The sequence below is a fragment of the Enterobacter cloacae complex sp. IR5441 genome (assembly GCF_049238215.1).
Taxonomy (GTDB): domain Bacteria; phylum Pseudomonadota; class Gammaproteobacteria; order Enterobacterales; family Enterobacteriaceae; genus Enterobacter; species Enterobacter hormaechei_C.
The window spans coordinates 432,752-447,947 of the sequence record NZ_JBMKIA010000001.1 but is presented as its reverse complement, the minus strand read 5'-3'; the positions used below and the strand labels follow the sequence as shown (position 1 = coordinate 447,947).

12 protein-coding genes and 1 pseudogene are annotated in these 15,196 nt (G+C 56.2%); 5 read left to right on the top strand and 8 right to left on the bottom strand.

Annotated features, from left to right (window positions below):
* Nucleotides 1-7: 7 nt before the first annotated feature.
* Nucleotides 8-538 carry an RNA pyrophosphohydrolase gene (gene rppH / locus ACOTX5_RS02165; protein WP_003862791.1) on the bottom strand — a complete coding sequence of 177 codons (531 nt, stop codon included), beginning with the start codon at nucleotides 536-538 and terminating at the stop codon, nucleotides 8-10.
* 683 nt (nucleotides 539-1,221) lie between these two features.
* Between rppH and mutH the strand changes: the two genes are divergently transcribed.
* The 3 genes and pseudogenes from mutH to ACOTX5_RS02150 all read left to right on the top strand — a co-directional run bounded on the left by mutH (nucleotide 1,222) and on the right by ACOTX5_RS02150 (nucleotide 3,434).
* Nucleotides 1,222-1,914, top strand: coding sequence for a DNA mismatch repair endonuclease MutH (mutH, locus tag ACOTX5_RS02160; protein ID WP_017692735.1), 693 nt, complete (start codon nucleotides 1,222-1,224; stop codon nucleotides 1,912-1,914).
* Between the two features lie 128 nt (nucleotides 1,915-2,042).
* The gene (locus ACOTX5_RS02155; protein ID WP_003862794.1) at nucleotides 2,043-2,261 is read left to right on the top strand and encodes a YgdI/YgdR family lipoprotein; all 219 of its coding nucleotides are present in this window, start codon (nucleotides 2,043-2,045) and stop codon (nucleotides 2,259-2,261) included.
* A gap of 132 nt (nucleotides 2,262-2,393) precedes the next feature.
* Nucleotides 2,394-3,434, top strand: a pseudogene (locus tag ACOTX5_RS02150) (NADP(H)-dependent aldo-keto reductase).
* Nucleotides 3,435-3,527: 93 nt separating this feature from the next.
* On the opposite strand, the gene lplT reads toward ACOTX5_RS02150, so the two are convergent.
* Nucleotides 3,528-4,721, bottom strand: coding sequence for a lysophospholipid transporter LplT (lplT, locus tag ACOTX5_RS02145; RefSeq protein ID WP_045333553.1), 1,194 nt, complete (start codon nucleotides 4,719-4,721; stop codon nucleotides 3,528-3,530).
* On the bottom strand, nucleotides 4,714-6,873 hold the full coding sequence (gene aas, locus ACOTX5_RS02140; protein ID WP_045910746.1) for a bifunctional acyl-ACP--phospholipid O-acyltransferase/long-chain-fatty-acid--ACP ligase: 2,160 nt from the start codon (nucleotides 6,871-6,873) through the stop codon (nucleotides 4,714-4,716). The genes lplT and aas overlap by 8 nt, the downstream gene beginning before the upstream one ends.
* A 617-nt stretch (nucleotides 6,874-7,490) precedes the next feature.
* Between aas and galR the strand changes: the two genes are divergently transcribed.
* Entirely contained in the window at nucleotides 7,491-8,513 is a 1,023-nt protein-coding gene (galR, locus tag ACOTX5_RS02135; protein WP_003862806.1) for an HTH-type transcriptional regulator GalR, read from the top strand.
* On the opposite strand, the gene ACOTX5_RS02130 is transcribed toward galR, so the two are convergent.
* The 4 genes from ACOTX5_RS02130 to ACOTX5_RS02115 all read right to left on the bottom strand — a co-directional run bounded on the left by ACOTX5_RS02130 (nucleotide 8,468) and on the right by ACOTX5_RS02115 (nucleotide 12,553).
* Nucleotides 8,468-8,944 (bottom strand): GNAT family N-acetyltransferase, encoded by a 477-nt coding sequence (locus ACOTX5_RS02130; RefSeq protein ID WP_045910747.1) that lies wholly within the window; start codon nucleotides 8,942-8,944, stop codon nucleotides 8,468-8,470. The two genes, galR and ACOTX5_RS02130, sit on opposite strands and share 46 nt — an antisense overlap.
* Nucleotides 8,941-9,714, bottom strand: a complete 774-nt coding sequence (locus tag ACOTX5_RS02125) for a GntR family transcriptional regulator (protein ID WP_003862809.1) — start codon at nucleotides 9,712-9,714, stop codon at nucleotides 8,941-8,943. Before ACOTX5_RS02125 ends, ACOTX5_RS02130 begins: the two co-directional genes overlap by 4 nt.
* A 78-nt stretch (nucleotides 9,715-9,792) precedes the next feature.
* A complete protein-coding gene (locus tag ACOTX5_RS02120) occupies nucleotides 9,793-11,220 on the bottom strand; it encodes a glycoside hydrolase family 1 protein (protein WP_045910748.1) in 1,428 nt (475 codons plus the stop codon).
* A gap of 7 nt (nucleotides 11,221-11,227) precedes the next feature.
* Nucleotides 11,228-12,553, bottom strand: coding sequence for a PTS sugar transporter subunit IIC (locus tag ACOTX5_RS02115; protein WP_032649375.1), 1,326 nt, complete (start codon nucleotides 12,551-12,553; stop codon nucleotides 11,228-11,230).
* Between the two features lie 299 nt (nucleotides 12,554-12,852).
* Between ACOTX5_RS02115 and ACOTX5_RS02110 the strand changes: the two genes are divergently transcribed.
* Nucleotides 12,853-13,890, top strand: coding sequence for a LacI family DNA-binding transcriptional regulator (locus ACOTX5_RS02110; protein WP_003862814.1), 1,038 nt, complete (start codon nucleotides 12,853-12,855; stop codon nucleotides 13,888-13,890).
* Here the strand turns inward: ACOTX5_RS02110 and lysA are convergent.
* Nucleotides 13,860-15,122 (bottom strand): diaminopimelate decarboxylase, encoded by a 1,263-nt coding sequence (gene lysA, locus ACOTX5_RS02105; protein ID WP_017692727.1) that lies wholly within the window; start codon nucleotides 15,120-15,122, stop codon nucleotides 13,860-13,862. The two genes, ACOTX5_RS02110 and lysA, sit on opposite strands and share 31 nt — an antisense overlap.
* Nucleotides 15,123-15,196: the final 74 nt, after the last annotated feature.

The following is a 15,196-nucleotide window of genomic DNA, read 5'->3' as shown; positions in this document are numbered from 1 at the left end:
GCGTAGCTTAACCTCTTTTACGTCGCCAGGCAGGTGCGCTCTGTGGCTTCGGAGGCGTCTCCTGAAGCTGCATCACGACACTTGCGAACTCTTTCATCACCCTACGATATACATCGCGCTTAAATGACACGACCTGACGAACCGGATACCAGTAGCTTACCCAGCGCCAGCCATCAAACTCTGGCGTGCTGCTGGTTTGCATATTGATATCTGAATCGTTGCCCACCAACTGCAAAAGAAACCACTTCTGTTTCTGGCCGATACAAACCGGCTTTGTGTCCCAACGCACCAAACGTTTCGGTAACTTGTAACGCAACCAGTTGCGGGTCGAAGCCAGGATGCGAACATCTTTTCGGCTTAAACCAACCTCTTCAAACAGCTCCCGGTACATCGCTTGTTCTGGGGACTCTCCGGGATTGATCCCGCCTTGCGGGAACTGCCAGGAGTGCTGACCATATCGCCGGGCCCACATCACCTGGCCCTGACGATTACAAATTACTATTCCTACGTTTGGGCGGTAGCCATCGTCATCAATCACCGGACTACCCCAAACTAAATCTGATATATGAATGATTGTTTCACACTACAGGGAGGCGGTAAACCACTCTCTTACAGGCCTGCAACCTAATAACATTTGAATAACTCACAATTTAGGGAGGAGTTATAAACAGATGCGGGCAACAGAGACCGTTTTTATTCACCTTTTCTGTGGATATAGTTGTGAAGAAGTACGGAATTACCGATGAACAACCTTGTAACCCGACGAGTCGCCAAGTTACCCCGCTTAGAATAAATCATATAAATTCATAGGATTATATTGAAATTAAGGGTGTCCAGGGCGATAAACGTGACGATCATCACATCAAAGATCCTCCTGCTGATGAAAGATCGAACAGCGTCGGTTTTATCCACAGTTTGTGCCAATAAGTTAGGCACAATTTGTGTGAAAATTCGATTTTCATCGCACGTCAAGGCTGTAAATTGAAACAGTAGTGGCAGTTATTCCCAGTTATCCCATTTTTCTGTGGATAACATGGTGTAAGATCCTGTTTATTGTCAGTGACCAGAATTGCACAACCTGTTTTTTAGCCGCCGCGGGACGGATTATATTCTAAAAAAGATGATATAAATCATCCACATGGAATAGGTGCACAGAAAAAGGTAAACTCTGTCCACAAGGGATAAAATATCAGCTCATTTTTAAATCAAAAGGTCGTTAGCATGCATTCTCTCGCCCCACTGCTCTCTCCTCCCGTCAGTGAAGCCCAGTTGCTCCAGCAGGCACAACGCCTGGCAGGCTATTCACTGGGCGAGCTGGCCGTGATGGCGGGGTTGACGATACCTAACGATCTAAAGCGTGATAAGGGCTGGATCGGCGTGTTGCTGGAACGCTGGCTGGGCGCAAGCGCGGGCAGTAAACCCGAGCAAGATTTTGCGGCGCTGGGGGTGGAACTGAAGACGATCCCCATCGATAGCCAGGGGCGGCCGCTGGAAACCACCTTTGTCTGCGTTGCGCCGCTCACAGGTAACAGCGGAGTGACATGGGAAACCAGCCACGTCAGGCATAAGCTGAAGCGGGTGTTGTGGGTACCCGTTGAGGGCGACAGGCAGATCCCGCTGGCTGAGCGTCGCGTTGGCGCCCCGCTGCTCTGGAGCCCGAATGAAGAAGAGGAGAGACAGCTTTCCCAGGACTGGGAAGAGCTGATGGACATGATTGTGCTGGGACAGGTTGAGCGTATCACCGCCCGGCATGGTGAAGTGCTGCAACTTCGTCCCAAAGCCGCCAACAGCAAAGCGCTCACTGAAGCGGTAGGCGCACAGGGCGAACCGATCCTGACGCTGCCGCGCGGTTTCTATCTTAAAAAGAATTTCACCGGGGCGCTGCTGGCACGCCACTTCCTGTTGAAAACATAGTTTTTTACCAATTTTGCGCTCCGGCTAACATAATCTCCTCCTTTTTAAGATTTCCCCCCTTTCACCTGTCGTAATATCAGGTTATTACTACACTATGATTTGATACGAGCCAGGTGAGGATGAGAACGATGAAAAAATGGGCAGTAATTATCTCAGCAGTCGGTTTAGCGTTTGCGGTATCGGGTTGCAGCAGCGACTATGTCATGTCAACGAAAGATGGTCGTATGATCCTGACCGATGGCAAACCCGAAGTCGACGACGATACCGGTCTGGTGAGTTACCGCGATCGCGAAGGCAATCAAATGCAGATTAATCGCGACGAAGTCTCCCAGATCATCGAGCGTTAAACAGATAAAGGTCAGTAGCTTGCTGGCCTTTTTGATTTTTTCCTTCCCCTTTTGCCTTCCCTCTGCCATGTTTATATTCCTTTGTCGGGAGGTTCCTGACGCAGTCTGTATGTCAAAAAAAGGAAACCGGCTATGCATTATCACCGTATCCCCCACAGCGCTCTGGAGATCAGCCAACTGGGGTTGGGCACCATGACTTTTGGTGAACAAAACAGCGAAGCCGATGCCCATGCACAACTCGATTACGCCGTCAGCCAGGGCATTAACCTGATTGACGTGGCGGAGATGTACCCCGTTCCTCCCCGCCCGGAAACACAAGGTCTTACTGAAACGTATGTCGGCAACTGGCTGGTGAAACGCGGCAATCGCGAAAAGCTGGTCATCGCCTCCAAAGTCAGCGGCCCTTCCCGTAATAACGATGCCGGGATCCGCCCTAACCAGATCCTCGATCGCAAGAATATCCGTGCCGCGCTGGATGCCAGCCTCAAGCGCCTGCAAACCGACTATCTCGATCTTTATCAGGTGCACTGGCCGCAGCGTCCGACGAACTGCTTCGGTAAGCTTGGCTACACCTGGAACGAAAGTGCTCCGGCAGTTACCCTGCTGTAAACGCTGGAAGCGCTCACGGAGTGCCAGCGGGCGGGTAAGATCCGCTACATTGGCGTTTCCAACGAGACGGCGTTTGGCGTGATGCGTTATCTGCATCTGGCCGATAAACACGACCTGCCGCGCATCGTGACCATTCAGAACCCGTACAGCCTGCTGAACCGCAGTTATGAAGTGGGTCTGGCGGAGGTGACGCAGTACGAAGAGGTGGAGCTGCTCGCCTACTCCTGTCTGGGCTTCGGTACCCTGACGGGCAAATACCTGAACGGCGCGAAACCGGCTGGCGCGCGTAACACGCTTTTCAGCCGCTTCACCCGCTATAGCGGCGAGCAGACGCAAAAAGCCGTTGCGGCCTACGTGGATATCGCGAAACGCCACGGACTCGATCCGGCGCAGATGGCGCTGGCCTTCGTGCGTCGTCAGCCGTTTGTGGCGAGTACCCTGCTCGGCGCAACGACGATGGATCAGTTGAAAACCAATATTGAGAGTTTCCATCTGAACCTGAGTGAAGAGGTATTAGCGGAGATTGAAGCGGTGCATCAGGTTTATACCTACCCGGCACCGTAATAAAAGCAAAACGGCAACGTGCGTTGCCGTTTTTAGGGTTTTCACCCTCTCCCCGTGGGAGAGGGCCGGGGTGAGGGCATCAGGCCGCACAATTCAACGACGACGCTGCCAGACCCACAGCCCGCTAATCGCCAGCGCGAACAGCGCGCCGAATCCTACCCCGATTGCCACGACCGGCGCACCTGCTTTTACCGCCAGCGAGTAAATCCCCAGCATCAGTAACATCGCCATGTTTTCACCAAGGTTTTGTACCGCAATGGCGTTGCCCGCCCCAACGGTCTGCTTGCCGCGCTCCTGCAACAGCGCGTTTAGCGGCACCACAAAGAAACCGCCTAACATGCCGATCAGCAACAGCAGGACATAGGCCGGCAATAGGGCATGTTGCAGGGAGAAGAACAGAACGCCGACGCCAATCAGGATCCCCGCAGGCATGCAGCGCGCGACGGTTTCCAGCGTCACCAGTTTTGCCGCAGCCCCGGCCCCGACAACAATCCCGACGGCGACCATGGCATTCAGATAAGTCGGCGTGGCGTTGTCAGTAATGCCCAGCGCCACCGGCACCCACAGCACCAGCAGGAAACGCAGCGTAACGCCGGCCCCCCAGAACATGCTGGTGCCCATCAGCGAGAAGCGTGTTTCACCGTTACGCCACAGTACGCGGCAGGCGTTGAAGAAGCTGCCGGTCATTGGCCCGAAGCGCCAGGATTGCCCCGGACGCGCCACGGCCAGTTTGGGGATAAACAGGTTGGCGATCACCGCGCCACCGTACATCAGGGCGCAGATGCCAAGCGCGGCGAGCACATGCCAGTCTGCCAGTACGCCACCCGCCACCGAACCCAGCAGAATAGCCGCAATGGTGGAGGACTCCATCAGGCCGTTGGCCTTCACCAGCTTATCACCGGTAGTGAGCTCACCCAGAATACCGTACTTCGCCGGGGAGTAGGCTGCCGCACCAATGCCCACCAGCGTGTAGCCGACAAACGGGTTGATACCAAAGCAGATACTTGCCGCGCCCAGGAGCTTAAGGCTGTTGGCAAACATCATGACCCGACCTTTCGGGAAGCTGTCCGCCACCTGGCCGACAAACGGCGCAAATACGATGTAAGCACCCACAAACACCATCTGTAGGATCGGCTGGCTCCAGTCGGGATAAAACTCAGCTTTCAGCAATGCCAGCGTGGCAAACAGCAACGCGTTATCGCCGAACGCGGAAAGAAACTGGGCGGCGATAACCGCCATCATGCCTTTCGACCAGATTGAAGTGTTAGTGTGCACTGACTCACGCATTTTGCTGTTCTGCCTCTTCAACCATGCCCTTCAGGGTCACGAAATCGGGTTTACCGCTGCCCAGCACCGGTAACTGTTTGAGGTAACGAATATCGCGGGGGACCGCCAGCTCGGGGATACCGTGTTCGCGTGCATACCTGAGCAGCGCGTCACGCTTCAGTTCACCGTCTGTCGTGAAGAGCACCAGCGCCTCGCCTTTACTGGCATCACTTTTCACCACGGTCGCATGCATTTTCTCCGCCGAGACGGCGGTCGCCAGCGTTTCGACCATTTCAAGAGAGACCATTTCCCCGGCGATTTTGGCGAAGCGTTTTGCACGTCCCTGGATCTGCACGAAGCCCTGATCGTCGAAGCGCACGATATCGCCCGTGTCGTACCAGCCCGTTTCAACCTCGCCATTGACGTTCTCGGCCGTCGGCGCCTCAAGCACGCCCGGGTTTTCCACACGCAGATAGCCGTTCATGACGTTCGGCCCTTTCAGCTGAAGACGTCCGCCGTCTTCAATACCCGGCACCGCCAGCAGACGTGCGTCCAGCCCCGGCAGAATGCGGCCAACCGTTCCCGGTTTTGCCGCCATCGGAACGTTGATGGAGACCACCGGCGCGCACTCCGTCACGCCATAGCCTTCCAGAATGCGCAGGCCAAACTTGTCCTGCCAGATCTGGCGCGTGCTGTCCTGGAGTTTTTCCGCGCCCGCCACCACGTAGCGTACGCGGAAGAAATCATACGGGTTGGCGAAGCGCGCGTAGTTACCGAGGAAGGTGGACGTCCCGAACAGCACCGTGCAGTTACGGTCATAAACCAGTTCCGGCACAATGCGGTAGTGCAGCGGGCTTGGGTAGAGGAACACCTCGGCACCGGTCAGCAGCGGCGTAAAGAGACCCACGGTCAGACCAAAGGAGTGGAACAGCGGCAGCGCCGACATAAAGCGATCGTTGGCGGTAAAGTCAGCAATAGTTTTAATCTGTTCGACGTTCGCCAGAATGCTTTTGTGGCTGTGAACCACACCTTTCGGGTTACCTTCAGAGCCAGAGGTAAAGAGGATAATGGCATCATCTTCCGGCTGCTGCTTAACCTGCGCCAGACGCGGCATCAGCAGGTGCGCGAAAATCCACAGCTTGTCGGCGGTCGTGACGTCTGCTTTCAGATCTTCCAGGAACACCCAGCGCACCTGCATCAGCTGTTCCGGCAGGTGCCACAGCTTGCCTTTATCCAGGAACTGGCGGGAGGTAAAGATGGTGTTGATTTGTGCTGCGGTAATCGCGCTGGAGAGCCCTTTCACGCCCGCCGTGTAGTTCATCATCGCCGGAATGCGGCCCCGGGAGACGGCACCAAAGATTACCGCCGCGCTGATACCCGCGTTTGGCAGCATCAGGCCGATCTTTTCGCCCTGTTTGCTGTACTTTTCCAGAATACGCCCGACAAACAGCGTTTTGGTCAACAGCTTACGGTAGGTATCTGGCGTAAAACTGATGTCTTCGATGCAGTTTTTCTTCGCACCGTAGCGATACTGCGCCGACAGCAACGATTCATACAGCGTTTCGCGCGGGCGAACGGCCATGCGCGCTTCCATCATAATCTGGTGCAGCATTTCCCCGGCGATTTTACGGCGGTCGCGCGCACGCGGCGCCTCGGGCATCGGCAGTGACGTCGGCGGTAATATATGCAGGGTAATTTTCGGGAACAGACGCTGCTTCACCAGCCCTTTCAGACGGCTGAAAAAGGTCAGCTCAGCCCCGTCGATGCGTAGCGGCACGACGGTGGCCTGAGACTTCGCCGCGACAAAACCGGCCCCGTCGTAAATTTTCATCAGGGAGCCCGTCACTGAAATACGCCCTTCCGGGAAGATAACCACCGGGCGCCCCTGCCCAATCAGACGCACCAGATGTTTAATCATCATCGGTTTGGTTGGGTCGAGCGGGACAAAATCAATCAGCGGTTTGAGCCAGCGCATGTACCATTTTTCACTGATGGAGCTGTACACCGCGAAGACGGGCCGCACGGGCAAAAACAGCGCCAGCAATACGCCATCAAGAAAAGAGACGTGATTCGGTGTGATAAGCACACGCTCGCCATAGAGTGCCTGCGTATCGCCAGTCACGCGGATGCGAAACAGGACACGAAACAGTGTGCGGAAGAACCCAAAAAGCATTTCAACTCCCTTTGCCAGCCAGTGTGAAAGGTATAAATGGTGGCAGATTACACGAGAAGTAGTGAGGGAGCGATAGCAAAAACAGAGGCGAAAAAAAACCTGCGCATCCGCGCAGGTTGGTGCAAGAGAAGAGTACGAAAACGTACCAGGAATTCTCACCAATCAATACCTCTGGGATCTTGATTGTGGCCTCCGGCGACAGGCTTCGCCAGCGGGAAAACGCAAGGGAATGAGCCGAAGTGCAACCAGGTGTGAATATTCTCTTTTGCTGTTACAGGTTGAACTTACAGGCAAAAAAAAACCTGCGTAAAACGCAGGTTGGTGTAAATCGTGTTAATCAACCGAAGTTGATTCCACCTATCAATACCTCTGGGATCTCGACTCTAGCAATTCACTACGCATCGTTGCTAACGGACAATCGCAACAGCCTGAGGCAAAGTGTAACTAAAGGTTCAGATTGACATTATTCAGACATGACTGGCCGTGTAACGATTACACCGTGAGGGAGGTTCTGCTTCACGTTTGCAGAGGACGCCCACCCGCTCCCCTTGAATGCGCGCTGCTTTTCCGCAACACTAGTTAGTGTGTAAACGCTTACCCCTATAAGAAGGTATTGAATGGCGACAATTAAGGATGTGGCTCGTCTGGCCGGTGTTTCCGTCGCGACCGTCTCCCGCGTGATCAACAACTCCCCTAAAGCGAGTGATGCATCGCGCCAGGCCGTGCAGGACGCCATGGAAAACCTGAATTATCACCCTAACGCCAACGCGCGCGCCCTTGCCCAGCAGTCGACAGAAACCATCGGGCTGGTGGTCGGGGATGTATCCGATCCGTTTTTCGGTGCAATGGTCAAAGCCGTAGAACAAGTCTCTTATCACACCGGAAATTTCCTGCTGATTGGTAATGGCTACCACAATGAACAGAAAGAGCGCCAGGCCATTGAGCAGCTGATCCGTCATCGCTGTGCGGCGCTGGTGGTCCATGCAAAAATGATCCCCGACGCCGAGCTGATCCATCTGATGAAACAGATGCCGGGGATGGTGATTATCAACCGTATTATTCCCGGTTTTGAAACCCGCTGCGTGGCGCTCGACGACCGTTACGGCGCATGGCTCGCAACCCGTCATCTGATCCAGCAGGGCCATACCCGAATTGGTTATCTGTGCTCCAACCACCCAATTTCCGATGCGGAAGATCGCCTTCAGGGCTATTACGACGCGCTGCGCGAAGCCGGTCTGCCGTGCAACGATCGTCTTGTGGCGTACGGAGAACCGGATGAGAGTGGCGGCGAGCAGGCGATGACGGAGCTGCTGGGCCGCGGGCGGAATTTCACCGCCGTGGCCAGCTATAACGACTCCATGGCCGCCGGCGCAATGGGCGTGCTGAATGATAACGGGATTGACGTCCCGGCAGAAATTTCGCTGATTGGCTTTGATGATGTGCTGGTGTCGCGCTACGTGCGCCCTCGCCTGACCACCGTGCGCTACCCGATTGTGACCATGGCAACGCAGGCGGCAGAACTGGCGTTAGCGCTGGCCGAGCATCGCCCGCCACCGGAAATTACCCACCTGTTCAGCCCAACCTTAGTGCGCCGTCACTCGGTGGTATCGCCCGCGGAAGCCGTGAGCGAACAGCGATAGAGATGGACGGTTTTATCCGGGTATTCCAGCGCATCGCCGATGTAGTGCCAGCCGTAACGTTCGTAGAAGTCGCGGCAGGCAGACCAGAGATGAAGCTCGTGATACCCGGCGCGTCGCGCGTAGCCGATAACATGCTGCTGAAGTTTTCCCGCCAGCCCGTTTCCCCGGGCGGCTTCATCGACATACAGCGCAGCCAGCCAGGGGTGGAGATCCTGCCGGGAAATTAAATCGCAACGCCACAACCCAACGGTGCCCAGCAGCTGGTCATCCTCAACGGCAATAAAGGTGAGCGGTAACTTGCCCGGCGTCAGGCTGTGCTCAACAATGCTCTGGAAAAAGGCACGCGGCATACCTTCACCAAACGCGTTCCAGATCCAGTCGATCACCCGCTGTGTAAACTGCGGCGCAGCGTGAAGCGGCAGTATATTCACACCAGTTTCCCCTGGAAAAGGGGGACCGATTCAAAGAGATAGCCGTCAAAATCGGGCGCGTCTTCGTCTGACAGCTCAAGCAGGCTCTTTTTGACGTTTTCAAGGTGCTGGAACATCGCCTGCCACGCCCCCATCACGTCGCGGCGGCGGAGCGCAGCGAGAATGGTTTGCCTGTCGCCGAGCCATTTCAGCCGCCATGCGCGGCTGGCGATGTGGCCGTTGAATTGCTGCCACAGTGGGCTGCTGTCCATGTGATGCCAGACGCTTTCAACGGTCGCCAGCAGCATCTGGTTTTGTGTGGCCCCCGCCAGCACCAGGTGGAACATTTTGTTGTTGTCCTGGCTGCGATCGTCGGCGGCAATTGCCCGTTGCTCCTGCTCGATGATGCGGCGCAGGTTGTCGATATCCGCCCGCGTCGCCATTTTTGCGGCAAAGGCGGCAATGTTGCTTTCAAGCAGCTGGCGCGCCTGAAGAATTTCAAACGGACCCACGTCACTGTTCAGAAAACGCTCTTCCTCGTTTTCATGCTCCTCCGGAATGCGCATCACGTACACGCCAGACCCCTGGCGAATATCCACCGTCCCCTGTAGCTCAAGCATCAGCAGCGCCTCGCGCACGATAGTGCGGCTCACGCCATACGTCTCGGCGATGTTGCGCTCCGGCGGCAGACGCGATCCCACGGGATAATGCCCCTGGATAATCTGCGCCCGTAAATCCTCGCCAATCTCCTGGTACTGTTTTTTTTCCGGCAGGATGACAGCCTTATCCACGTTTTCACCTGTGTTTTTCAGTTAATGCGCGGGCCGGACGTCCTCCCGGCCAGTTTGTGCGCTATTTTACCAGAAGGCTTACTTCCATTCATCGTCAACCCTGAGCGTCAGCACATGCTCATCGCGCATCTGGCGAAACCAGGATGCCGATTTCTTTGCCCGCCGTGCGCGATGGTTTTCAAGGTCGATCTCAATAAGCCCGTAGCGGTTTTTAAACGCGTTCATCGGGGAGACGTTGTCGGTGAAGGCCCACAGCATATAGCCGTGGCAGTTAGCCCCCGCCTCCCGCGCCAGCAGCGTGTAATAAAGATGTTCGCTGAGAAACGCAATGCGGTACGCGTCATCGATAATGCCGTCGCGATTGCGAAACTGCGCTTCGTTCTCCACGCCCATCCCGCTTTCCGCTACAAACCAGTCAATGTTGCGATAGTCGTTTTTAATCCGCATCGCCATGTCGTAAATAATGCGCGGGAAGATCTCCCAGCCGCGGGAGGTGTTCATCCTCCGCCCCGGCAGCTCGAACGGCTCGTAGTAGTACGCCGGGTGGAACGGCGTCTCCGGGTGCCAGGCGCGGGACGGGGCTTTGACGCGATGCGGGTAATAGAGGTTAATGCCCAGCTCGTCGACGGTGTTGTCGGCAATCAGCGCCAGCTCGTCAGCCGTGTAATCCCACTGCACCTGATGCTGCGCCAGCAGGGTAAAAAGCGCCTGCGGATAGCGCCCGTGCACCAGCGGGTCAAGAAAGACGCGGTTATAGAACAGATCGTACATCTCTGCCGCCCGCACGTCATGCGGCGCGCGCGAGCGCGGGTAGGTCACCTCCGGGTTGAGAATACAACCCACCGTGCCGTCATACCCTTTCTCGCGAAACAGCTTCACCACTTTCGCCGTCGCCAGCACCTTATGGTGGTTCCACTGCATCCAGGTGCTGGTGTTCTGCTCATAGGGCCAGCGCAGTGCGTCAAGGTAGACGCGCGTCTGGACCACAATCGGCTCGTTGAAGGTAAACCAGCGGGTGACTTTGCCGTGAAAGCGCTCAAACACCTTTTCCGCATAGCGAACGAACAGCTCGACGACGTGCTTCGACGCCCAGCCGCCGTAGGTCTCCAGCAGCACGCCCGGCAATTCGTAGTGTTCCAGGCAGATCATCGGCTCAATGCCCTGACGGTGCATTTCATCGAACAGCGCGTCGTAATAGGCGGCGTACTCTTCATCTACGGTAGCGTTTTCATAGTCGGTCAAAAAGCGCGACCAGTTGATCGAGGTGCGATAGTGCGTCAGTCCCGCCTGCTTCATCAGCGCCACGTCTTCGCGAAAGCGATTGATAAAGTCGGTTGCCACCGCCGGGCCGTAGCCGTTGTGCCAGACGTGACGATCGTTCTTGTACCAGAGATCGATCCACGAATCCTGCCCCGGCTTTTTGCCGCTCCAGCCCTCGGTCTGCCAGGCCGATGCCGCCGCGCCCAGCATAAAATCTGGCGGTATGGTTATCTGTTTTATGCTCATCCTGTCCTCATGCGTTATCGGTGGCTTGTTGCAGTGCGGCCTGATCTGCGCGGCGTGAGGCAATTTTCACAAACGGCAGATAGATAATCACCGCGGTCACGATGCAGATAAACTGGGTGATCACCGCCCCCATGGAGCCCGCGGTTGACAGCCAGGCGTTGATTAGCGGCGGCGTGGTCCACGGCACCATCACCACGGCTTTGCCGGCAAAACCGGTCACCGTCGCAAAATAACCGATGGAGCCCGTCACCAGAGGGGTAATGATGAACGGAATGGCAAGGATCGGGTTGAGCATGACTGGCATCCCGAAGATCACCGGCTCGTTGATGTTAAAAATACCCGGGCCGATGGAGAGCTTAGCGATCTCCTTCATCTCTTTACGTTTGGTGGCAATCATGACGGCTATCAGCAGGCCGATGGTCAGGCCGGAGCCGCCGATGCTCATATAGACGTCCCAGAACGGCATGGTGATGATGTTTGGCACCTCTTTGCCCTGCTCGAACGCGCTCATGTTAACGGTGATTGCCCCCAGCAGCAGCGGCTCGCGGATCGGCTTGATCATCTGGTTGCCGTGGATACCAATCACCCAGAACAGCTGGGCGACAAACATCAGCAGCAGGATCCCCGGCAGGCTTTGCACCACGCGCTCCAGCGGCTGTTGCACCACCTGGTAAACCGCGTCGTAGAGATACATTCCGGTAACCCGATGAAACACGAAGCCAAAGGTGGCGATGGCGGTGGTGGTGATAATGGCCGGGATCAGCGCAGAGAACGACGCGGCGACGTTCGGCGGCACCGTGTCTGGCATCCTGATTTTCAGCCCCTTGCGGTTTTCCAGCCAGCAGTAAATCTCCACTGACAGGATGGCGATAAACATGCCGAGGAACAGGCTGCGGGTATCCGAGAACTGGCGCAGCAGCACGTCTTTCACCACGTGCATCTCGCCGTCCACCAGCATTTCCACCGTGGTCGGCGTCACGCAGATAAAGCAGATCACCGCCAGCAGGCCGGGGAACAGGGACTTAATGCCGTTAATACGCCCCAGCTCAATGCCGATTAAAAACACCGCGCCGATGTTGAGAAAGTTGAGCGTGGCATAGTTCAGCGCGCTGGTGATCGGCTTTAACGCCGCCAGAAACGACAGCGACTGAAAGCTCGCCAGGCCGTTTTTCGGATCCAGCACCATATTGGAGATCAGTACCGAGAACGCCCCCACAATGATGACCGGCATTAAGGTAATAAACGCAGACTTGATCGCCTGGATATAGCGATAGCTGTTGAAGGTGGTGGCAAAACTGCCCAGAGCGTCGATCAGTTTTTCCTGAAATGCCATAGGGTAATACCTCAGTAAAAGGGCTTTTATTGAATAAGATGGACAGCCGGATACTATTGGTATGCCAAAAATAGCGTCCACAGGCGCTTTGTTCTGTGATTAAGCTCTCAATGAGGTAAGAGGTATTCCAGATTGCGATTTATCACCATTTTGGCATGCCAATGACAGGCATTTATCCCGCGGGCGAGGATCGTTACCGAAAAGCGTGATCGTTATGGGGTTTTGCCCTTCCCACGTCGCTTATGCGCCGGATGGTCTGTGTTAAACTGCAAACCATTACGTGGAAACAGGAATTTCGAATGGCAACAATGCTGGATGTCTCACTGCGTGCGGGCGTGTCGAAGGCCACCGTTTCGCGCGTGCTGAACGGCACAGGTCAGGTTAAAGAGAGCACGCGTCAGCAGGTATTTCGCGCGATGGAGGAGCTGGGCTATCGTCCGAACTTTCTCGCGCGTTCGCTGGCTAACCAGACCAGCAACAGCATTGGTCTGGTCGTCTCGACGTTCGACGGTTTTTACTTTGGTCGTTTGCTACAGCAGGCGTCACGGCAGACCGAAAAGCACGGAAAACAGCTGATTGTTACCGACGGTCACGACGCCCCTGAGCAGGAAGAACAGGCGGTCCAGATGCTCGCCGATCGCAAGTGCGACGCCATCGTGCTGTATACGCGTTACATGAGCGAAAAGACGATCCTGAAGCTGATCAACAGCGTGCAGACGCCGCTGGTGATCATTAACCGTGAAGTGAGCCAGGCGGCGGATCGCTGCGTCTTCTTTGAACAGCAGGACGCAGCCTTCAAAGCGGTGGATTACCTGATAAGCCAGGGCCACCGGGAGATCGCCTGTATCACCGTCCCGATCCACACGCCAACGGGTAAAGCGCGACTGATGGGCTACCGTAAGGCGCTGGAGAAGCACGGTATTCGTCTCGACGAGCGGCGGATTAAATACGGCGATGCAGGCATGACGCGGGGTTACGAGCTGTGCAAGGAGCTGATTGCGGAAAAGACATCGTTCAGCGCCCTGTTTGCCTGTAACGATGATATGGCCCTGGGCGCCTCCAAAGCATTACACCAGGCCGGGCTGAAGATCCCGCAGGATATTTCGCTGTTTGGTTTTGACGATGCCCCCAGCGCAAAGTGGCTGGAGCCTGCCCTGTCGTCGGTGTATCTGCCGATCGACAACATGATCGTCACGGCGATCGACCAGGCGATCCGGCTGGCAAAAAACCAGCCGGTTGAAGCGATCCCGCCGTTCACCGGCACCCTGGTGTTACGCGATTCGGTGACAACAGGGCCCTGGTTTAATCAGACCAGCTCTAACGCCAGCAGCTCCTGAATGGTCTGGCGACGGCGAATCAGCCGCGCCACGCCGTTATCAAACAGCACTTCCGGCAGCAGCGGGCGGCTATTGTAGTTGGAAGACATAGACGCCCCGTACGCACCGGTATCATGCAGCACCAGATAATCTCCCGGTTTTACCTCTGGCAGCGAACGGGTTTCGACTTTCCCGCCTTCCTGCTGAGTAAAGACGTCACCGGATTCACACAGCGGGCCGGCAACAACGGTCTCGATGCGCGGGGCGTTGACCAGATCGCGGCCATCGGCGGCAAGCGCGGTGATGTGATGATAACTGCCGTACATGGACGGGCGCATCAGGTCGTTGAAGCCAGCATCAATCAGCACAAAGTGACGGCTTCCCATCTCCTTCACGCTCCGCACCTGCGCCACCAGCACGCCGGCTTCAGCGACCAGGAAACGACCCGGCTCAATCTCCAGCTTCACCGCATGGCCCAGATGGGCGGCGATGCTGTCACGCGCGGCGCTCCACAGGCCGTAATAGTGATCCGTGTCGATCGCCTCTTCCCCTTCGCGGTAAGGAATCGAAAGCCCTCCCCCGGCGGAGATCGCCTCCAGATCCTGACCAAAATCGATAACCTGACGCACCATGGCGCCACAGACCTGCTCAAGATGGCCGTAATCCACGCCGGACCCGATATGCATGTGAATGCCCACCAGCTTGAGGTTGTAGCGTTGTAAAACCTCCAGCGCCGCAGGCATATCGGCATACCAGATCCCGTGCTTGCTGTTTTCGCCCCCGGTGTTGGTTTTCTGACTGTGACCGTGACCAAAGCCCGGGTTGATGCGCAGCCAGACGCGATGGCCAGGAGAGACCTGCCCAAGCTGTTCCAGCATATCCACCGAACCGGCATTGACCGGGATTTGCAGCTCGTGCACGCGCGCCAGCGTGGCGTCGTCAATCAGGTCAGCGGTGAAGACGATCGCGTCGCTGTCGGCTTTCGGATCAAACCCGGCCGCCAGCGCACGTTCGATTTCACCCAGCGATACGGAGTCAACCTTCACGCCCTGCTCGCGCATCAGGCGCAGAATATGAATATTGGAGCAGGCCTTCTGCGCAAAACGCACCACATCAAACTGATGCAGCGCGGCGATCTTCTCGCGCACAATCTGCGCATCGTAGACCCACACCGGGCAGCCGAATTCGGCAGGCAGGCGCAGCAGGTTATCGGCGTTTAAATCGGTCTCAGTCTGGTTGAGTGGGCGTGGCATGGTCGTCTCCGGAAATCTGTTTTTTATCATTACGCCATAGCCTGAAGAGAATAAAAAATATCGTTTTATCGTGA